Origin of the sequence: Sphingobium fluviale (assembly GCF_004122115.1) — a bacterium.
In the GTDB taxonomy this organism is placed as follows: Bacteria; Pseudomonadota; Alphaproteobacteria; order Sphingomonadales; family Sphingomonadaceae; genus Sphingobium; species Sphingobium fluviale.
Genome location: NZ_SBKP01000008.1, coordinates 88,763 through 107,940, shown reverse-complemented (window position 1 = coordinate 107,940; position 19,178 = coordinate 88,763). Strand labels below are relative to the sequence as shown.

Below are 19,178 nucleotides of genomic sequence, written 5' to 3'. Positions count from 1 at the left end.
CTCAGTGCCCCAAACTGTCTGCCGCAACCGGCTTTTCGACATGGCTTAGCGGCTGCTCTCCGCCCTGATGCCATGCCCATCCCAGCACAGCCAGCACGATAAGTACGCCGAGCAGGCAACCGATCGGCACAGGGCTGCGGCGCCGGGGAGGTTCGCCAAAGGCGTTGGTTCTTCTGATTTTCATGATCCTACCTGGCGGCTCCGCCCAACACTCTGTCCAGAAATTTCGCTTTTGCGCGCAAAGCGCATGGCTGTATAGCCGCGCACACCATGGAACAAAACAGCAAATCAGCACAAGAGCATGACGAACGGCCAATCGTGCTGATCGGCATGATGGGCGTGGGCAAATCAACCATCGGACGCCGCCTAGCCGCGCACATAGGCTTGCCCTTTGTCGATGCGGATGAAGAGATCGCCCATGCGGCGGGCATGACGATCCCCGAAATCTTCGCGCGCTATGGCGAAGAGGGGTTTCGCGACGGTGAACGCCGTGTGATCGCACGGCTGATCGAGGAAGGACGCAAGGTGATCGCCACCGGCGGCGGCGCCTTCATGAATGACCAGACCCGCGCGCTGATTCTGGAGCGCGCTATCACGATCTGGCTCGATGCGGATCTTGATGTGCTGGTGGAGCGCGTGTCCCGCCGCGAAGGGCGCCCCTTGTTGGAAGGCAAGGACCCGCGCACAGTCCTGACCGAGCTCAGCGCTGCCCGCAACCCGGTCTATGCCCTCGCGCCCTATCGGATCACCAGCGGAAACGGCCCGCACGAAAGTACCGTGGAAAACATCGTGGAGACACTCGGCCTATGACCCTCGTTCCGGTTTCGCTCGGCACACGCAGCTATGATATCGTTATCGAGGACGGCCTGCTGGATCGCGCGGACACCCATCTTGCGCCTTATGTTCGCAATGGCCGTCTTGTTGTGGTGACGGATGAGAATGTTGCGGCGGCGCAGCTCTCTCGGCTCGATGCCAGCCTCGCCGCGAGCGGCATAGGCATTACTCCCATCGTCCTTGCTCCCGGAGAAAGCACCAAAAGCTGGGATGGGCTGGAGCGCCTGATGAACCGGCTGCTTGCGCTGGGGGTGGAGCGCAAAGACGCGATCATCGCGCTTGGCGGCGGCGTGATCGGCGATCTTGTCGGCTTTGCGGCAGCGATCCTGAAACGCGGTTGCCGCTTCATCCAGATTCCCACCACGCTGCTTTCGCAAGTGGACAGCTCGGTCGGTGGCAAAACCGCGATCAACACGAGTGCAGGAAAAAATCTCGTCGGCGCCTTTCATCAGCCCGTGCTTGTGCTGATCGATCCGACCAGCCTCGACACCCTGCCCGCGCGGGAAGTCCGCGCCGGATATGCCGAGGTGGTGAAATATGGCCTGATCGATGACGCGGATTTCTTCGCCTGGTGCGAGGCCAATGGCACTGCGCTGCTGAGCGGCGATCCTGCCGCCCGCGCCTATGCCATCGAAAAAAGCGTGCGCGCCAAGGCTGCCATCGTCGCGGAGGACGAGGAGGAGAAAACCGGGAGGCGCGCGCTCCTCAACCTTGGCCACACCTTTGGTCACGCGCTGGAGGCCGAGACAGGCTATTCAGATCGGCTGTTGCACGGCGAAGCGGTCGCGGCTGGCATGGCGCTGGCGTTCCGGTTTTCGGCGGCTCAGGGACTATGCTCTGCTGATGATGCCGCGCGGGTTGGCGCGCATCTGGGCGCCGCCGGCCTGCCCGCGTCGCTCAGACAAGCGGGAGTTAGCGCTGACGGCGCGGCGCTGGTCGCGCATATGCTGCACGACAAGAAGATGGAGGGCGGCACCCTGCCCTTCCTGCTGGCACGGGGAATCGGGCAAACCTATCTCGACAAGACGGTAGATCTCAATTCAGTCGCGACTTTTCTTGATCAGGAAGCGCGCCAATAGCTCCATGCTGCCCAGAGCCATGCGGCGATCAGCAAAGACCCGCCAACAGGCGTGATCGCGCCCAGCCAGCGCGGCGCGCCAAGCGCCATCAGATAGAGCGTTCCCGCGAAAATCGCCGCTCCTGCCAGCATCAGCGCTGCCGGGCCGCGCATCGCCTGCATAAGCACCATCGCGGCGACGGCGTGTACAAGCTGATACATGCCCCCGGTCCGCAGCCATTCCGCCGCTTGAGGAGAAGCCGCACCATGTGCGCCAAAGGCTCCCGCCGCAATGGCCAAAGCAGCGCTGAGGGCCGCGAACAGGCCCATCATGCCGCCTCTCCCTTCTGTGTCGCCAGCGCGGCCTCTGCCGCCGCCTCAAACGCCAGCAGTATCGAGGGATGGCGGGCAGGATAATCCCGCGCAGCCACAAAAACGTCAATTCCTGGCCAAAAATCGGTGGTCCTATCCTCTCCACCCAGCCAGACGCGGAGCGCATCCGCAGCGCGCTGTATATCCGCCGCTGATCTTCCCCGCGCTTCCGCCAACACCAGCGCGGCGGACGCCTGCCCCAGCGCACAGGCGCTCACTTCCATGCCTATCTCCGCTATGCGATCGGCCTTATCGACCTTCACATCCACGATCACCCGGCTACCGCATGTCGGGGATCGACGGTCTGCCGATGCGTGAAAATCCGCGAGCCTTCCCTGCCCGGCAAGAGATGTCGCGAGGCGCAATATCTCGCGGTTATACAGATGCGATGTCATGAGCCGAGCCTAGCCCATTTTCCGTGCGAGTGAAACGCCCATTACCCCGCAGGAAGGCTGAGCCGCACCAGCAGGCCGCCCATATCCTCACTCTCCAGCAGCGCGACAGACCCATTATAGATCTCCGCCACGTCGCGCACGATTGCCAGACCCAGCCCGGTGCCGGGCTTGCCGCTATCGAGCCGTGCGCCACGATCAAAGATGCGTGCCCGCTCCGCCGCCGGGATGCCGGGGCCATCATCCTCGATGTCGATCCACACCATCTGCCCTTCAGGCGCGGGCTGGACTGTCGCAAACACGCTGCCCCCGCCATATTTCGCGGCGTTTTCGAGCAGGTTGCCCAGCAGCTCGTCCAGATCCTGCCGCTCCACCAGTACAGACGCCGCTGCATCGCCATCCATGTCGATCCGCACATCAGGATAGAGCCGCGCCACCGCCCGCTCCACCGCCTGCAGGCTTTCCCACACATTTGCGCGGCTCTGCGCAGTGCCGCGCCGCCCGACAGCGCGTGCGCGGGCAAGATGATGATCCACCTGCCGCCGCATCGTCGCCGCCTCGCGCATGATCGTGTCCTTAAGGTCAGGCGCGTCGGCGGTGGCAGCGTTCATGATGACGGTGAGCGGCGTCTTCAGCGCATGGGCGAGATTGCCCGCATGCGCACGCGCCTCCTCTGCCTGCCGCTCGTTATGGGCAAGCAGTGCATTCAGTTCCTCGACCATAGGCAGCACCTCGTCCGGCACCGTCTCGGTCACGCGGTTCTTTTCGCCTGCGCGCATCCGCGCGATCTCCTGCCGCACCGCGCGCAGCGGGCGCAGACCATAAATGCTCTGTATGCTCGCCATCAGAAACAGGCCGATGCCCAACAATGCAAAGCTGCGAGTCAGCGTCACCCTCAGTGCGCGTATCTGCTCATCGAGGCCAGACCGCGCCTGCGCTACGGCAAAGGTCCAGCGGTCTTTCGATCCGGGGATGATCACCTTGCGCTCCATAATGCGCAGGCTTTCGTCGCCAAACTGCCTGCTGTCGTAGGTGCGCATCTCCGAACTGGGATGATCGAGATCCAGCCGCAACGCCCGATCCCACAAGGAGCGCGAGCGCCAGTCTTCATGACCCTTGGCGCTGATCTGGTAATAGAGCCCGCTATTCGGCTCCATAAATCGCTGATCGGCCAGCGGACGGTTGAAAAGCACCTCGCCATCCGGCCCTATCTCGGCAGAGGCGATCATCGCGGTGAGCGCATAGGCCATACTATCGTCGAAATTACGGGTGATCGCTTCGCGCTGGAGCCTGTCCAGCGCGACCCCGCCGCCCACCAGCATGACGACGATCCACAGCGCCGCCACGATCATCATGCGGCGACTTAACGAGCCAGTGGAGCGCACGGGGGTGGGCATGATCCGGTCTCTGTCCCTTCAGGACAGGATTATGACGCGACCGGCTCCTCTAGGCTATAGCCAAGGCCACGAATTGTGGTGATGACATCGGGGCCGAGTTTCTTGCGGATTCGTGTAACAAACACCTCGATAGTATTTGAATCCCGGTCGAAATCCTGATCGTATATATGCTCGATCAGCTCGGTGCGGCTCACCACCTTGCCCTTGTGATGCAGAAGGTAAGAGAGCAGCTTGTATTCCTGTGCCGTGAGCTTCACTGGCTCGCCATTGAGCGTCACCCGGCCTGATCGTGTGTCAAGGCGCACATCGCCTGCGGTCAGCTCGCTTGACGCATTGCCCGACGCGCGACGGATTAGCGCGCGCAGGCGGGCGATCAGCTCCTCTGACTGGAAAGGCTTGGCGAGATAGTCATCCGCGCCCGCATCCAGCCCCGCCACCTTGTCTGACCATGAATCGCGCGCAGTGAGCACCAGCACCGGGAAAACACGCCCCTCCTTGCGCCAGCGATCGAGCACGGTGAGACCGTCAATCTCAGGGAGGCCGAGGTCAAGCACGGCGGCGTCGTAACTCTCGGTGCTGCCCATGAAATGACCATCTTCACCATCAGTCGCGAGATCAACGGCATAGCCCGCGCCCTCAAGCGTGGCCTTGAGTTGCCTGCCTAGATTAGGTTCATCCTCGACAATCAATAACCGCATAATAAACCCCTCAAATTCTCTTACCGGCGCAGCCCTTCAGACTTAGTGCGCCCGGCCCATAATCTCGCCGGTGCGGCCGTCGACATCAACCCACACCACCCTGCCATCACGTACATATTTCAGGCGATAGCGGTTCGAATCCTGATGAAATTCGGAGCCGAGATAGGTGGCGTTACCCATCTCGCCCTCCACGCGCCGCTTGATTGCAGAGAACGGCAACGCCCGCCCTTCCAGCATCGCGCGGCGGGCGGCATCCTGCTCATCGCGCGGGCCGCGCGCATCGGCATCTGGTGCGATAGACACACCGTAAGCGGAGAACGAGAACAGGGAGATCAGAAACAGGCGGCTCAGCATCGTCATGCTTGTGTCATAAGTCATGGCCTTTGAACAAGCGGTGAATAGCGATGTCAGGGATTGTAAAGGCTTGCCGTGCCCATTGCACTCCCCTAGCAGCGCTTCATCATGGCTGCACCAATATTATCCTATGAAGGGCTTGGCCTCATCCAGGGCGCGGGCTGGTTGTTTCAGGGGCTGGATCTCCACATAGGCGAGCGGGATCGGCTTGCGCTCATCGGCCGCAACGGGGCGGGCAAGACGACGCTGCTGCGCCTTATCGCGGGAGAACTGGAAGCGGACAAGGGCCGCCGCTCGGTCGTGCCGGGCACGCATGTCGTGATGCTGGAGCAGGACCCTGATGTTGCGGGCTTCGCCACTCTGCTCGATTTCGCACTGAAAGGCCCGAACCCACCGCCACAGCATGAAGTGGAGGCCATTGCCGATCAGATCGGCATAAACCTCTCGCGCGAGGCGGCGACGGCAAGCGGGGGCGAACGCCGCCGCGCCGCCATCTGCCGCGCGCTGGCGTCCGAGCCGGACATTTTATTGCTGGACGAGCCGACCAACCATCTTGATATCGCGGCGATAGACTGGCTGGAAGACTGGCTGAAGCGCTATACCGGCGCGTTCATCGTCATCAGCCACGATCGCACTTTCCTCACCCGCCTCACCCGCCAGACACTCTGGCTCGACCGGGGTAGCCTGCGCCGCAACGAGATCGGCTTCGGCGGGTTCGAGGCTTGGATGGAGAAGGTCTATGCCGAGGAAGCACGCGCGGCGGACAAGCTCGATGCCAAGCTTAAACTGGAGGCGCACTGGCTGGAGCGCGGCGTCACCGCGCGCCGAAAACGCAATCAGGGGCGGCTGGCGAAGCTCTATGAAATGCGCGCGCAGCGGGCCTCTATGCTGGGGCCGCAGGGTACGGCAAAGCTCTCTGTCTCCAGTGATGACGTGAAGACCAAGAGCGTGATCGTCGCGGAGCATGTGACGAAGCGCTTCGGTGATCGCGCGGTTATCAAGGACTTTTCGTTGCGTATCCAACGCGGAGACCGCATCGGTGTCGTCGGCGGCAATGGCGCGGGCAAGACAACGCTGCTCCGTCTGCTCACCGGCGAGATCACGCCCGATGAAGGCACGATCACGCGCGCCAAAACGCTGGATGGCATCGTGATCGACCAGCAGCGCAAGCTGATGGCACCGGACAAGAGCGTGCGCGATGTGCTGGCCGAGGGCGGCGACTGGATCGACGTGCGCGGTATACGCAAGCATGTGGCCGGATATTTGAAAGAGTTCCTGTTCGATCCGGGCCTTGCCGATGCCAAGGTCGGCACGCTCTCTGGTGGCGAGCGATCCCGCCTGCTGCTAGCCCGCGAGTTTGCCCGTGAATCGAACCTGTTGGTGCTCGACGAGCCGACCAATGACCTGGACTTGGAGACGCTCGATCTGTTGCAGGAGGTGATCGCTGATTACGCCGGCACGGTGTTGATCGTCAGTCATGACCGCGACTTCCTCGACAAGACGGTGACGATCACGCTGGGACTGGATGGCTCCGGCATGGTCGATGTCGTCGCAGGCGGCTATGAAGACTGGGAGAAGCAACGCAGGCAGCGCTCAAGCCCGGCGAAGCGGAGCGCCTCACCCGCCAAGGGAGATGCGGCCCTGCCCTCTCCCCCGCTGCCCGCAAAATCTTCCAAGCTGAGTTACAAGGACCAGCGGGATTATGACCTACTCCCCGCGAAGATCGAGGAACTGGAAGCGGCAATCGCGCGGGATGAGGCGGCGCTGGCCGACCCCGATCTCTATGCGAAAAACCCCACGCGCTTTACGACGCTGATGGCGACGATAGAAAAGGCGAGGGCAGAAAAAGACGCAGCGGAAGAACGCTGGCTCGAACTGGCGGAAATAGTAGAGAAAATTGGGCGGTAGCAGTCGATCAGCGCTACCGGACGCTCACTCCACATGATGAGTCTCCGTCGCCAGAGAGGTGGCGGGCTACCGCAATTCGGCGGCTCTCAGCGGTCTAGAGCGCGCTGCGTTAAATCTGACGCAATATGGCGCTCTAACTTTTTGTTGTCGCATCGTTTTTGCCAAAAACCGGTTCCCACTTTTTGGCGCGATGCTCTAATGTCAGCCTTGAGGCCGCACCATAAGCGCGGCCTCTCTCCTCAATTCAGATGCCGTCCAGTGCCTTGCTAACGAGGACGTTCACCGAAACGCGGCGGTTCTGTGCCTTGCCTTCCGGCGTGTCATTGCTGGCCAGCGGGTCCGACTCCGCCATGCCTGTCGGCGTCAGCATGCGATACGGCTTCCAGCGGCAGGCCTGTTGCAGATAGTTTATGACGCTGCTGGCCCGTTTTTCGCTGAGCACCTGATTATACTCCTCGCTTCCGACCGAATCAGTATACCCTACGACGAGCATCAGTGCATTGTCCGTCGCCTCGGCCTGCACTGCCGTAGCGCAGAGTTCGGCCTTGGCCTGAGGGGACAGTACCGCCTTGCCGGTATCGAAATAGACGTTCGTGGTGTTCTTGATGTTATATTTGTCGATATCGCCCATGCGCCCGCGCAACGCCTCGGTTGCGGCGGCCTGCTCGTCAAAGCGCTGAGCGGTACCGTTACGGATCATCATCGCGGTTCTGAGGTCGTTGCTGCGAAGCGAGACCTGGCTCGCGACCAGGCTGTCGCCCGCCTGCATCGTCTTCACCGTCACGGGCAAGCCGTTGAGTAGCACTTCTGCACCCAGCGTCTTCTTGCTACCGAAAAGGCCGCTTGCCGCCTTGACCTTAGTTGCATTGTTAAGAGCAATGATCGCGGAGGTGCCGTCGTCTGCTGTGACCTTCATTTTGTTGCCATTGCGGGCCGTAATAACGCCCTTGATCTCAGGACCGGGGGTGCTCGCCACTGGCTCCTGCGCGCCGTTGACGACAATATTGGGATCGGGCTGAATCACCTGCTCCTGCGCCGATACGCTCGCCGAAGTCGGCACAGCGAGCAGCGCAGCGACAATAAGCATGTCCTGTCTTATGAAATGAACGCGCATCAATATACTCCTGAATATCACTACCCCACCACATCAGGTGGCGTTAACCTTCTGGAGCGACGAATGGAAAGAGTGACGCATCACTGCACGGATGGGTCGGGCACATCTTGCGGTGAATCGAGGGAATATCCTATTTACGCCACCCGGTAATAGTCCGCCACCCGTTCCAGCGCGAAGGTGAGGACGAGTTTGGCCGCGCGCGTAGGCCAACCGAGCGCCTGTTCCGCCGCGCTCAGGCCCTCTCCTGCACAGGCCACACGCCAAAGGATATCCTTCAACCCCGGCCCGGCTTGATCCAATGCCGCGTGCAGGCGCGCCTTGGCAGCGATCTGGCCTTCACCACGCGAAATGGCCTCTGGTGCTGCGCGCCGCCCACGTGAGGGTGGCGCGGTATTGTCCCAACTCATCGTCACCCGTGCGCCCAAGCCTGCCCGCTCCCAATCCTGCCGCAGTCGCTCACCCGCGATATAGAGCCTTTCGCTCAGATGCCCACGCGCATGGAGCCAGAGCAACGGCGATTCGCCGATATGGATGCGCACCTGTTGCCAGGTGCCATCGGGGTCTTCGATACTGTGTTCGATAAAGTTTGCGGCGCGCGTCATGCCTTCCTCCTGTGCTGCGTGACGAAGCGGCTTGCCATTGCCGTGGAAGTGTAGGAAAGAAGAAAAACCATATAGGTTATTAAAGGATCCTACCTTGATTACACGCATACGCGAAGTGCGCCGCGCCAAGGGCATGACGCTCGACGATGTCGCCAAACGGTGCGAGCCGCCTACAACGGCGCAAACCATTGGGCGGCTAGAGACGGGCACGCGCACGGTCTCGATCGGTTGGCTCAATCGTATCGCGCTGGCACTCGGCGTTACTGCATCTGATCTGGTTGATATGCCGGGCAAGGAGCATATCCCCGTCGTCGCCTATCTTGGGCCAGAGGGCGCCTATGCCCCGGCGCGCCCCTCGCATTTCGTTGCGCCCCTGATCGAAGGTGAGATGACGGGCCTGCGCATATTAGCGAGCATCGGCGATTATCGCGCAGGTGATGAAATCTGGTGTACGCGCATCGCGCCCAAGGACTATGCTCATGCGCTCAACCGCGACGTGCTGTTTCCTCGTCCCGGTGGGCGCTTTCTTTTCGGTCGGCTTATCGGGCGTGAGGGCGATCGGGTACAAATACTGCCGCTTAATCCTAACGCGCGGCAGCAGATCCTGTCCGATCCGCCATGGGCAGCGGTGGCGACCCGGCTGGTACGAAGCTTATAGCAGGCTGCGCGGTTTCGGCTGTTAACCATTTCATGATAAGCCACGCGCATGAGCTTGCGGGTGCTAACCTTATCCACTTTGTTCCCGGACAGGGCGCGTCCGAATTTTGGCGTGTTTGTGGAGCGGCAATGCCGTGAACTGGCGAGCCGCGAGGGCGTGGATCTCACCGTCATTGCGCCGGTGGGCATTGCACCCTGGCCGCTTTCGCGCCATCCACATTATGCGCCGCTCGCCGCACTGCCCCTGCAGGAGCGTTGGCGCAACCTCACCGTCCATCGCCCACCTTTCACGGTGATCCCCAAGCTAGGCGGCCGCTTCACCATCGGCGCCATGACCCGCGCGGTGTGGCCGCTGGTGCGCGATCTGCATGCAGAAGCACCGTTCCATGTCATCGACGCGAGCTTCTTTTACCCCGATGGACCTGTGGCGCGCACACTCGCCAACCGTCTTGGCATACCCTATTCAGTGAAGGCGCGCGGGGCTGATATTCATTATTGGGGCCGCCTGCCCGCAACGCGCAAGGCGGTGGTGCAAGCGGGACAGGACGCCGCCGGTCTGCTGGCGGTATCGGAAGCCATGAAACGCTCTATGATCGCGCTTGGACTGGAGGCGGAAACAATCCGCGTGCATTATACTGGGGTCGATCTCGATCGGTTCGCCCCGCAAGACCGCGCGGCGGCAAAGGCGCGCCTTCACCTCGATGGGCCGGTGGTGTTGTGCGTCGGCAATCTCATTACGCGCAAGGGGCAGGATCTCCTTATCCGCGCGCTGGCCGATCTCCCTGGTGTCACGCTGTTACTCGCTGGGCATGGGCCAGACCGGACGGCATACGAAAAGCTTGCTGCGGAAGTGGGCGTGGCAGATCGTGTGGGCTTTCTGGGAGCCGTACCACATGATGACTTACCCGCCATCTATAATGCGGCGGATGTAATGGCGCTGCCTTCCGCGTCCGAAGGGCTTGCCAATGCGTGGGTGGAGGCACTGGCCTGTGGAACGCCGATCGCGATCAGCGATGTCGGCGGTGCGCGTGAGGTGCTGAACGATCCTCAGGCCGGGCGCATCGTCGACCGGACGCCTGACGCACTGGCCACTACGCTGCGAGAAATGCTGGCGCAGACGCCGAACAGGGTTGCCGTCCGCAAGGCGGCGCTACGCTTTACCTGGGCGACGAACGGCGACGCGCTACTTGATCATCTGTCGAGGATAGCGGGCAAAAGCGCTTAGACCCCTAACTCAGCCTCAGCCAATCCGCTCCGCCCCCTGCGCCACAGTACCCTCCTTGGGCAGGAAGCTGTGCGGACCGACCTTGAGCCATACCAGGATAGGCGCTGCCATATAGATCGAGCTATAGGTGCCGATGAAAATACCGAGCAGCATCGCAGCGGTGAAGCCGAAGATCACCTCTGGTCCCCAAACCAGCAGGCAGGCAAGCGCGATGATCATCGTGAGCGAGGTCATGATCGTGCGGGCCAGCGTCTCGTTCACCGAGAGATCGAGCACCGGAATGATCTCCATCTTGCGATATTTGCGCAGATTCTCACGGATTCGGTCATAGACCACAATGGTGTCATTGAGCGAGTAGCCGATGATCGTCAGCACAGCCGCCACGCTGTTAAGATCAAACTCCAGTTGCGTCAGCGCGAAGAAACCGAAGGTAAGCGCCACGTCATGCACCAGCGCAAACATCGCGCCCATGCCGAACTGCCACTCAAACCGGAACCAGATGTAGATCGAGATAGCGATCATCGCCAGCGCCATGCTGATCGCGCCTGTGCGGAACAACTCACCCGAAACCTTGCCGGATACCGTATCGATGCTGCCAAATTTTGCCGCCGGATAGCGCGCGGAAATGGCGGCCTTTAGCTTGCCCGCCGCTTCGTTGGCGGCGCCCTCGCCCCCTGCGGGCAGTGGCATGCGAATCGACACGTCGCTAGGAGAACCGAACTGCTGGATAGTCGGCTCGCCCTGATTGAGCGCACTCACAGTTTCCCGCAGCTCATCGAGCGGCACAGGCTGTGCGAAGCTGACGCGCACCATCTGCCCGCCGACGAAATCGACACCAAGGTTGAGGCCGCGCACGGCGACCAGCGCCACAGACGCCAATATCAGCGCGATGGACAGGAACATGGCGATATTGCGCCATTTCAGGAACTGGATGTTGGTGGCATCGGGAACGAGTTTCAGCAATTTCATGGTCGTTCTCCGTCAGATCACCAGCTCGGTCGGGCGCGTGCGCAACCAGCGCGAGACAAGCAGTCTGCTCAGCGTCACGGCGGTGAACACGCTGGTGACGATGCCGATGGTCAACACCACAGCAAAGCCCTTGATCGGCCCGGAACCAAAGTAGAACATCAAGGCAGCGGCGATGACATTGGTGATGTTCGCATCGAAGATCGCCCGGCTGGCCTCCTTATATCCTGTCTCGATCGTCTGGATGATATGCCTGCCGCGCCGCTGCTCCTCGCGGATGCGTTCGTTGATCAACACGTTGGCGTCCACCGCAGCGCCGATCGTCAGCACGAAGCCGGCGATGCCCGGCAGCGTCAATGTTGCGTTCAGTACTGCCATGATCGCGATGATGAGAACGATATTGGCGACCAGCGCGATATTGGCATAGACGCCAAAGCGCCCATAAGTGACCATCATGAAGGCCAGCACCGCCGCCGTGGCGATGGCGCAGGCGATGACGCCACTGCGGATCGAATCCGCGCCAAGGTCAGGCCCCACGGTGCGCTCTTCCACCACCGTCAGCTTTACCGGCAGCTTGCCGGAGCGCAGCGCAATCGCCAGCTCGTTGGCGCTTTGCACCGTAAAATTACCGGAAATCTGCGCACTGCCGCCCAGAATCGGCTCGTTGATGTTGGGCGCGGACAACACCTTGCCATCGAGGATGATCGCGAAGGGCTTGTTGACATTTTCTGTCGTTACGCGGCCAAACTTGCGCCCGCCAGAGCCGTTGAACCGTATATTGACGACCGGCTGGTTGTTCTGCTGGTCATAGCCCTGAGTGGCATCGGTCAGCTCGTCGCCAGAGACCATCACCTGCCGCTTCACCGCGATGATCGGCATACCCGATGGATTGTCAGGATAGGGCAAAATCTCGCTGCCGATCGGCGCGCGCCCCTGCGCCAGCTCGGCGGGGTCAGCAGCATAATCGACCAGCTTGAACTCCAGCTTGGCCGTCTGGCCCAGCAATTGCTTGAGCTGGCTGGGGTCTTGCAGACCGGGCACCTGCACCACGATGCGATTAGCGCCCTGGCGGATGATCGTCGGTTCCCGTGTACCCAGCTCGTTGATGCGCCGGTCGATCACCTGCTTGGCATCTTCCATCGCCTGCTTGAGGGCCGCGTCGGTTCCCGCCTGTGTCGGCGTCAGGATGATTGTGCTGCTGTCCACCACCTCCACGGTGTAATCACGCTGGCCGGTCAGCCCCGCGCCCTGCGTGAGAGGGCGGATGCGCTCCACCGCCGCGTCAACCTGCGCGGGGTTGCGCACCATGAAGCTCAGCTTGCCGCCCTTGCGCGAAATATCGCCTATCGCGATTTTCGGATCTCCGCGCCGCAGCTCGGTGCGAATCTGCTCCTCCATTCCCTCCAGCCGCGCCTTGGCGACATCGGCAGGATTGGCCTCCAGCAGAATATGGCTGCCACCCGAAAGATCCAGCCCCAGATTGACCTTCACCTGAAGCGCGGACGGGAGCTGGTTGAACACCCGCTCCGGCAAGAAGGTGGGTACGGCCAGCACCGCGCCAAGCAACAGCGCGGTGACGATCAGGATAACCTTCCAGCGGGTAAAACCGAGCATGTGCGGGGTCAGTCGTTCGCGGGCTTGGCAGTGGGGTCGACGATGTCGGTCAGCGTCGATTTCAGCGCGCGTACCTTGACGCCCTGCGCCAGCTCAACCTCGACCACACTGTCCTCAACCTTCACCACCTTGCCGATGAGGCCACCGCCTGTCACTACCTGATCGCCCTTCTTCACCGCGTCGATCTTGGCCTTGTGATCCTTCATGCGCTTGTTCTGCGGGCGGATGATGAGGAAATAGAACACCACGAAGATTAGCAGCAGCTGCAGAATCTGAATCATGAAGGCGGCACTGCCACCAGTGCCGGCGGCACCGGCGGTCTGGGCATAAGCGGGGGAGATAAGCATCGGCACAGCTCTTTCTGTCATTCTTGAACAGGTGCATGGATCAATCGGCACCGGCAGGATGCGCGCGGCTACCACAAATAGGAATGTTCGCGCAACGGGCAAGAGGGCTTGCATGGCTTGCGCTTTCGCCCTAAGTGCCCTCCCCTCGGTCGGGACGTAGCGCAGCCTGGTAGCGCATCACACTGGGGGTGTGGGGGTCGGAGGTTCGAATCCTCTCGTCCCGACCAGAGATATTCTTCATTTGGCATCATCCAGTTATGGCATGGGGCTGCCCTCTGTTAGCCACTGTCCTACATCGCACCAAATAGGTTATCTGCCTCCGCGACACACGGAGACCGCTATGACTGATATTGCAGCATATCTGAATAATCTGATCGCCCGCGAGGGTGGATATTGCGACCATCCCGCCGACCGGGGAGGCCCGACGAACTGGGGCATTACACAGGCTGTTGCGCGCGCCAATGGATATAACGGGGAGATGCGCGCCCTGCCGCGTACTGAGGCCGAACGCATCTATCGCACTCTTTACTGGGATGCGCCACACTTTGACAGCATAGCGCCAATTGCACCAAAAATAGCGCACGAGCTGTTCGATGCGGGGGTCAACATGGGGCCACCTGTTGCCATCCGCTTTCTTCAGCGCGCACTGAATGCGCTCAATCGCAACGGGCAAGATTATGCCGACCTAGCGTCAGACGGCGCCATCGGTCCCGCCACACAGCGCGCATTGGCCGCCTTTCTTGCCGTGCGCGGCGCCAAGGGTGAAGCGGTACTTCTGAAGGCGATGCAGGCGTTGCGCGGCGAGCGATATATCGCGCTGGCCGAAGGTCGGCCGGCGAACGAAGCCTTCGTTTATGGCTGGCTCTCCAACCGTATCGGTTAATTCATTCCAACACAAGGATCACATATATGGCACTGCTCGAAGCCCTGATCAGCCCTATCGCGGGCATCATCGACAAGATCATTCCTGACCCCAAGGCGCGCGACGCAGCCAAGCTTGAACTGCTGAAATTACAGGGTGCGCAGGAGATGGAAGCGATCCGCACCCAGCTTTCAGCCATTCTCGCCGAAGCACAATCGACTGACCCATGGACCAGCCGCGCCCGCCCTGCTTTCCTGTATGTCATGTACGCGCTGCTGCTCTGGTCGATCCCGATGGGCCTGATCGCCGCCGCCCAGCCGCAAATGGCGGACGACATCGCCAATGGCATGAACGCGTATCTCGCCGGAATACCGGAGCCGCTCTATGCGTTGTTCGGCACTGGTTATCTGGGTTACACTGCCGCCAGGACTTGGGGCAAGCTCAAGGGCGTAGACAAATGAAGCCTTGTTACCTCAATCGACCCGCTTGAGATTGGCTGAAAAGGCCTCGGCTTTCTTGACATAATGGTTTGCACTATGGCGCAACCCCGCAAGCGCCATTTCGTCCAGTTGACGAATGGCCTTTGCGGGGGCACCGACGATGAGGCTTCCCGGCTCGAAGGTCTTGCCCTCCGTTACAAGCGCGCCCGCACCGACAATGCAGTTTTCGGGGATGACGGCGCGGTTGAGGATGGTCGCGCCCATGCCGATCAGGCTGTTGTCGCCAATCGTGCAGCCGTGCAGCATCACATGATGGCCAACCGTGACGCCTTCGCCCACGGTGCAGGGCACGCCCTCGTCGCTGTGAAGCACGACCTGCTCTTGAATGTTGCTGCGGGCGCCGACTTTGATCAATGTATTATCCGCGCGGATCACCGCGCCGAACCACACGCTCGCGCACTCGCCCAATTCCACATCACCAATGAGATCGGCGGAGGGCGCCACCCACGCCGAACCATCGACCGGTAGACGGGGCGCCTTGCCGTCAAACTCGTACAGCGGCATTGCGACCCTCCAGCGATGGATGAAAATTGGTGGAGCCGAGGGGGATCGAACCCCTGACCTCGTCATTGCGAACGACGCGCTCTCCCAGCTGAGCTACGGCCCCAAGGCGCTCGCCTATAAGCGAGCCGCCCAGCGATGGCAACGGCAATTTACGGGATATGGCGCGCTGCCAAACCGCCTTACTCGGAGAATCCGACCCCAAGAAAACTGGGGACCGGGCCGTTCCACGCCCCGTCTTCCAGAGTACCATCGACATCGGCATAACGGGCTGGGCGAGGTTCACGCTCCTCGGCGCGATGACGGGATTCACGGCGCGTAGAATCCTCACGGCGCGGCTCCTTGCGCCCTGGGCGGTCAGGCTGTTCCGTCCGCTCTTCTGTCGCCACTTTTTCGGCCACCGGCTTGTCTGCCTTGCGCGTGCGTGAGCGGGAAGCACGGGGCTTGGACGCCGCATCATCCTGCGCATCGCTGGCTTGCACCTCATCCGAGCCCGTCGATCCGGCAGCATAATCGATGGACGTGCCGATCAGCTTTTGAATATTGTCGATCGCCTCGGCATCTTCCTTAGATACGAAGGTGTAGGCAACGCCCGAAGCGCCCGCGCGGCCGGTGCGGCCGATGCGATGAACATAATCATCCGGGTGCCAAGGCGCGTCAAAGTTGAATACATGAGACACGCCCTTGATATCCAGCCCGCGCGCGGCGACATCAGACGCGACAAGGATCGTTACTTCGCCCGATTTGAACCGATCCAGCTCAGCAATGCGGGCGCTCTGGTCGATATCGCCGTGAATCTCGCCGGAAGAAAAGCCATAGCTGCGCAGGCTCTTGTTCAGCTCGCGCACCGTCGTCTTGCGATTGCAGAAGACGATGGCGTTGCTCACCTCCTCCTGCCGCAAAAGGTCGCGCAGCTTCTCCCGCTTCTTGCGCGCGTCGACCTTGACCAGCCACTGCTTGATATTGGCAGAGGCGGTCGCGGGGCGGGCCACCTCGACATATTTCGGATTGGACAGAAACTTGTCGGCGAGCTTCTTGATCGGCGGCGGCATGGTGGCCGAGAACAATAAGGTCTGACGCGTGGCAGGCAGCTTGGTACAGATTTCCTCGATATCGGGAATGAAGCCCATATCGAGCATCCGGTCCGCCTCGTCGATCACCAGCAGACCGCAGCCGGTAAGCAATATATTGCCGCGGCCAAACAAGTCCATCAGGCGTCCCGGTGTGGCGATGAGCACGTCAACGCCCTTCTCCAGCGCCTTCACCTGATCGCCCATCGAGACGCCGCCGATGAGGAGGGCCATGTTGAGTTTGTGATATTTGCCGTATTTCTCGAAATTCTCTGCCACCTGCGCGGCGAGTTCGCGCGTCGGCTCCAGAATGAGGCTGCGCGGCATACGCGCCCGGCTGCGGCCATGCGCCAGAATATCTATCATGGGTAGCACGAAGCTGGCAGTCTTGCCGGTGCCAGTCTGGGCTATCCCGATAAGATCTTTCATCATGAGAACGGGGGGGATCGCCTGAGCCTGGATCGGCGTGGGCGTGTCATACCCTGCCTCGTTAACGGCCCTTAGCAGCTCATCGGATAGGCCGAGATCGGCAAAATTCATTCAATTTCCGGGATATGTTATGTGGCGGCCGACAGGACGCCTACTCAGGCCGCGCCAATGCGCATGTTGAGCCGATTTGTCAAGAAATTCCCGCAGAAGGAGCGAATGCCCGATGCTATGCGCCCTTGAACGTCAGTCGTCGTCCTCAGGCACCAACCGCACCAGCTTTCTGATCGGGCAGTCCGCGCCGCTGCGCGAGAGTACCCTATCTCGTCCCGCGCACAGCGCGCCATCCTCATTGGGCTGAACATAAAGGCCGGAGTGCAGATCGGCGGGACCGCACTCTCGCCCCAGCAGCGCGCGCATCCGCTCCCGCCCTGCCAGCATGAGGTCCACACCCCGCTCAGAAGTGACAGCGGCAAAGCGCAGCCGTTTGAGGTCAATGCATTTCGGCCCCTTGCGCTCTTCCCACTCGATATCGGCGCGCTGGGGCGGGGGGCGGCGCACCATCGGCACCCGGATAATCACGCGCTGCTCGATCGTCATCTGCGCCCATTGCGCACTGCCCTGCCCCGCCGAGTCGGCAGCAACACGCCCCGAACCAACACCAGATCGAAGGCTGTTGTCTGTGGGTACGCTCGCCATCAGCGCCAGACCGGAAAAAAGAGACAGCGAAAGTGGCGTCACGCCTGTTCCATGATTGATGACTGAGTAATTGTGTTGGCATAGGTCGAGCCGGTTGAACAATAGGTGAATTGGCGCGATATACCCCGCCATGGCACACAATCTTCCGATCGAAGGCTTCCGCCGCATTCTTGGCGACAAGGGAATAACCATTGAGCAGGATGATATTGCCCCGTGGCTGAACGACTGGCGCGGGCATTATCAAGGCGCGGCGGCGGCGATACTCTCGCCCGCCACCACGAAGGAACTGGCAGCCTGCGTTCGCCTCGCGGCGGAACATGGCATACCGCTGGTGCCGCAGGGCGGGAATACATCCATGGTCGGCGGCGCCACCCCTCCCGCCGATGGCAGCGCGCTCATCCTCTCGTTGCGGCGCATGAACAGCATCCGCGCCATCGATACCAGCGCCAATCAGGCTGTGTGCGAGGCGGGCGTGATCCTCTCCGTCCTTCATGACGCCGCAGAGGCGGCAGGCAGGCGCTTTCCCCTGAGCCTTGGCGCAAAAGGCTCCGCCACTATCGGCGGACTAATTTCCACGAATGCCGGCGGCACGCAGGTGTTGCGACACGGCACGATGCGTGGGCTGGTGGACGGCATCGAGGCAGTGCTGCCCGATGGCAGTATCTATGAAGGCCTAGCCCCGCTCAAGAAAGACAATCGCGGCTATGACCTAAAGCAATTGTTGATTGGCGCGGAGGGGACGCTGGGCATCGTTACGGCCGCGACACTGAAGCTCGTTCCCGCCATCACGCACAGCGCGACCGCCTGGTTTGGCCTTGGCAGCCCGCACGACGCGCTGGCCCTGCTACGGGCGCTCGAAGCGCGGCTCGGTCCGATCATTGAGGGGTTTGAGGTGATGGCGGCAGAGCCTGTGGGCTATGTCATCGAACACGTCCCTAACACGCGCGCGCCGCTGGCCCAACTCGCGCCATGGAATGCGCTGATCGAGTTCGACCTGAGCAACTCTGGTGAGGGTGGCCGCGCCCAACTGGAAGCGGCCCTCGGCGATCTGATGACTGACGACACAATCCAGATCCATGATGCGGTTATCGCTCAGAATGAGGCGCAAGCCCGCGATTTCTGGCGCATCCGTGAGACTATCCCAGAGGCAGAGCGAGCAGCGGGCTTTCCGATTGCGTTTGATATCAGCGTACCGATCAACGCCATGCCGGACTTCATGCTCTCAGCCGCTGAGGCCTGCACCGCCCGTTTCGCAGGCACCACGGCCACTTCCTATGGCCATCTGGGCGATGGCAATGTGCATTTTCATGTTCGCGCGCCTGCCGATATTGCGGACCGTTCAGGCTGGCTCAAGACCAGCGGCGAGGAAATCCGGCACTATGTGCATGATCTGGTGGTGGCCGCCGGAGGCTCGATCTCGGCCGAGCATGGCATCGGCCAATCCAAGCGGGCCGAACTTGGCCGCCTTTCCAGCCCGGCGCGCATCATGGCGTTGAGGGCGATCAAGGCTGCCCTCGATCCGCACGGCATCATGAATCCCGGCAAGTTGATCCCGCTTGCAAGCGAGGCCTGAGCGCAGTATC

22 protein-coding genes and 2 tRNA genes are annotated in these 19,178 nt (G+C 61.4%); 9 read left to right on the top strand and 15 right to left on the bottom strand.

Features of this window, described 5'->3' with window-relative positions:
- Position 1: 1 nt before the first annotated feature.
- A complete protein-coding gene (locus EQG66_RS09565; protein WP_129404360.1) occupies positions 2 to 184 on the bottom strand; it encodes a hypothetical protein in 183 nt (60 codons plus the stop codon).
- Positions 185 to 270: 86 nt separating this feature from the next.
- Between EQG66_RS09565 and EQG66_RS09560 the strand changes: the two genes are divergently transcribed.
- The gene (locus EQG66_RS09560; protein ID WP_129404359.1) at positions 271 to 810 is read left to right on the top strand and encodes a shikimate kinase; all 540 of its coding nucleotides are present in this window, start codon (positions 271 to 273) and stop codon (positions 808 to 810) included.
- Complete coding sequence (gene aroB / locus EQG66_RS09555; protein ID WP_129404358.1) at positions 807 to 1,913, top strand: 3-dehydroquinate synthase; 1,107 nt, start codon at positions 807 to 809, stop codon at positions 1,911 to 1,913. Before EQG66_RS09560 ends, aroB begins: the two co-directional genes overlap by 4 nt.
- On the opposite strand, the gene EQG66_RS09550 is transcribed toward aroB, so the two are convergent.
- The 5 genes from EQG66_RS09550 to EQG66_RS09530 all read right to left on the bottom strand — a co-directional run bounded on the left by EQG66_RS09550 (position 1,895) and on the right by EQG66_RS09530 (position 5,110).
- Positions 1,895 to 2,224, bottom strand: coding sequence for a DUF423 domain-containing protein (locus EQG66_RS09550; protein ID WP_129404357.1), 330 nt, complete (start codon positions 2,222 to 2,224; stop codon positions 1,895 to 1,897). The two genes, aroB and EQG66_RS09550, sit on opposite strands and share 19 nt — an antisense overlap.
- Complete coding sequence (locus EQG66_RS09545; protein WP_129404356.1) at positions 2,221 to 2,658, bottom strand: iron-sulfur cluster assembly scaffold protein; 438 nt, start codon at positions 2,656 to 2,658, stop codon at positions 2,221 to 2,223. Before EQG66_RS09545 ends, EQG66_RS09550 begins: the two co-directional genes overlap by 4 nt.
- A 41-nt stretch (positions 2,659 to 2,699) precedes the next feature.
- Positions 2,700 to 4,010 carry a sensor histidine kinase gene (locus EQG66_RS09540; protein ID WP_129404412.1) on the bottom strand — a complete coding sequence of 437 codons (1,311 nt, stop codon included), beginning with the start codon at positions 4,008 to 4,010 and terminating at the stop codon, positions 2,700 to 2,702.
- A gap of 71 nt (positions 4,011 to 4,081) precedes the next feature.
- Complete coding sequence (locus tag EQG66_RS09535; RefSeq protein ID WP_129404355.1) at positions 4,082 to 4,750, bottom strand: response regulator transcription factor; 669 nt, start codon at positions 4,748 to 4,750, stop codon at positions 4,082 to 4,084.
- Between the two features lie 42 nt (positions 4,751 to 4,792).
- On the bottom strand, positions 4,793 to 5,110 hold the full coding sequence (locus tag EQG66_RS09530; RefSeq protein ID WP_245987999.1) for a hypothetical protein: 318 nt from the start codon (positions 5,108 to 5,110) through the stop codon (positions 4,793 to 4,795).
- Between the two features lie 102 nt (positions 5,111 to 5,212).
- Here EQG66_RS09530 and EQG66_RS09525 point away from each other — a divergent pair, with 102 nt between their 5' ends.
- Entirely contained in the window at positions 5,213 to 7,012 is a 1,800-nt protein-coding gene (locus EQG66_RS09525; protein ID WP_129404354.1) for an ABC-F family ATP-binding cassette domain-containing protein, read from the top strand.
- 244 nt (positions 7,013 to 7,256) lie between these two features.
- On the opposite strand, the gene EQG66_RS09520 is transcribed toward EQG66_RS09525, so the two are convergent.
- The gene (locus EQG66_RS09520; RefSeq protein WP_129404353.1) at positions 7,257 to 8,126 is read right to left on the bottom strand and encodes an OmpA family protein; all 870 of its coding nucleotides are present in this window, start codon (positions 8,124 to 8,126) and stop codon (positions 7,257 to 7,259) included.
- A gap of 134 nt (positions 8,127 to 8,260) precedes the next feature.
- Entirely contained in the window at positions 8,261 to 8,728 is a 468-nt protein-coding gene (locus EQG66_RS09515) for a DUF6456 domain-containing protein (protein WP_129404352.1), read from the bottom strand.
- A gap of 94 nt (positions 8,729 to 8,822) precedes the next feature.
- On the opposite strand from EQG66_RS09515, the gene EQG66_RS09510 reads away from it, so the two are divergent.
- Together EQG66_RS09510 and EQG66_RS09505 are read left to right on the top strand one after the other, a co-directional pair.
- Positions 8,823 to 9,386: a helix-turn-helix domain-containing protein gene (locus EQG66_RS09510; RefSeq protein WP_129404351.1), complete on the top strand. Its 564-nt coding sequence runs from the start codon at positions 8,823 to 8,825 to the stop codon at positions 9,384 to 9,386.
- Between the two features lie 48 nt (positions 9,387 to 9,434).
- Complete coding sequence (locus tag EQG66_RS09505; RefSeq protein ID WP_129404350.1) at positions 9,435 to 10,610, top strand: glycosyltransferase; 1,176 nt, start codon at positions 9,435 to 9,437, stop codon at positions 10,608 to 10,610.
- Positions 10,611 to 10,625: 15 nt separating this feature from the next.
- Here EQG66_RS09505 and secF read toward each other — a convergent pair whose 3' ends face one another.
- Genes secF through yajC form a run of 3 tightly spaced genes read right to left on the bottom strand, consistent with a single transcriptional unit; the run spans position 10,626 to position 13,537 of the window.
- Entirely contained in the window at positions 10,626 to 11,579 is a 954-nt protein-coding gene (secF, locus tag EQG66_RS09500; RefSeq protein ID WP_129404349.1) for a protein translocase subunit SecF, read from the bottom strand.
- Positions 11,580 to 11,591: 12 nt separating this feature from the next.
- Positions 11,592 to 13,190: a protein translocase subunit SecD gene (gene secD, locus EQG66_RS09495; protein WP_129404348.1), complete on the bottom strand. Its 1,599-nt coding sequence runs from the start codon at positions 13,188 to 13,190 to the stop codon at positions 11,592 to 11,594.
- 8 nt (positions 13,191 to 13,198) lie between these two features.
- A complete protein-coding gene (gene yajC, locus EQG66_RS09490) occupies positions 13,199 to 13,537 on the bottom strand; it encodes a preprotein translocase subunit YajC (protein ID WP_129404347.1) in 339 nt (112 codons plus the stop codon).
- Between the two features lie 150 nt (positions 13,538 to 13,687).
- Here yajC and EQG66_RS09485 point away from each other — a divergent pair.
- The 3 genes from EQG66_RS09485 to EQG66_RS09475 all read left to right on the top strand — a co-directional run bounded on the left by EQG66_RS09485 (position 13,688) and on the right by EQG66_RS09475 (position 14,860).
- A tRNA-Pro gene (locus EQG66_RS09485) sits at positions 13,688 to 13,764 on the top strand.
- Positions 13,765 to 13,877: 113 nt separating this feature from the next.
- A complete protein-coding gene (locus EQG66_RS09480) occupies positions 13,878 to 14,420 on the top strand; it encodes a glycoside hydrolase family 108 protein (protein ID WP_129404346.1) in 543 nt (180 codons plus the stop codon).
- Positions 14,421 to 14,446: 26 nt separating this feature from the next.
- Positions 14,447 to 14,860, top strand: coding sequence for a holin family protein (locus tag EQG66_RS09475; RefSeq protein WP_129404345.1), 414 nt, complete (start codon positions 14,447 to 14,449; stop codon positions 14,858 to 14,860).
- Between the two features lie 12 nt (positions 14,861 to 14,872).
- Here EQG66_RS09475 and EQG66_RS09470 read toward each other — a convergent pair whose 3' ends face one another.
- The 4 genes from EQG66_RS09470 to EQG66_RS09455 form a co-directional block, all read right to left on the bottom strand.
- Entirely contained in the window at positions 14,873 to 15,403 is a 531-nt protein-coding gene (locus EQG66_RS09470) for a gamma carbonic anhydrase family protein (RefSeq protein ID WP_129404344.1), read from the bottom strand.
- Positions 15,404 to 15,430: 27 nt separating this feature from the next.
- Positions 15,431 to 15,506 (bottom strand) — tRNA-Ala (locus EQG66_RS09465).
- A gap of 76 nt (positions 15,507 to 15,582) precedes the next feature.
- Positions 15,583 to 17,010, bottom strand: coding sequence for a DEAD/DEAH box helicase (locus EQG66_RS09460; RefSeq protein WP_129404343.1), 1,428 nt, complete (start codon positions 17,008 to 17,010; stop codon positions 15,583 to 15,585).
- 132 nt (positions 17,011 to 17,142) lie between these two features.
- Positions 17,143 to 17,637: a hypothetical protein gene (locus EQG66_RS09455; RefSeq protein ID WP_342775130.1), complete on the bottom strand. Its 495-nt coding sequence runs from the start codon at positions 17,635 to 17,637 to the stop codon at positions 17,143 to 17,145.
- An 88-nt stretch (positions 17,638 to 17,725) separates the two neighbouring features.
- On the opposite strand from EQG66_RS09455, the gene EQG66_RS09450 reads away from it, so the two are divergent.
- Positions 17,726 to 19,168 (top strand): FAD-binding oxidoreductase, encoded by a 1,443-nt coding sequence (locus EQG66_RS09450; RefSeq protein ID WP_129404342.1) that lies wholly within the window; start codon positions 17,726 to 17,728, stop codon positions 19,166 to 19,168.
- The last annotated feature ends 10 nt before the right edge of the window (positions 19,169 to 19,178 follow it).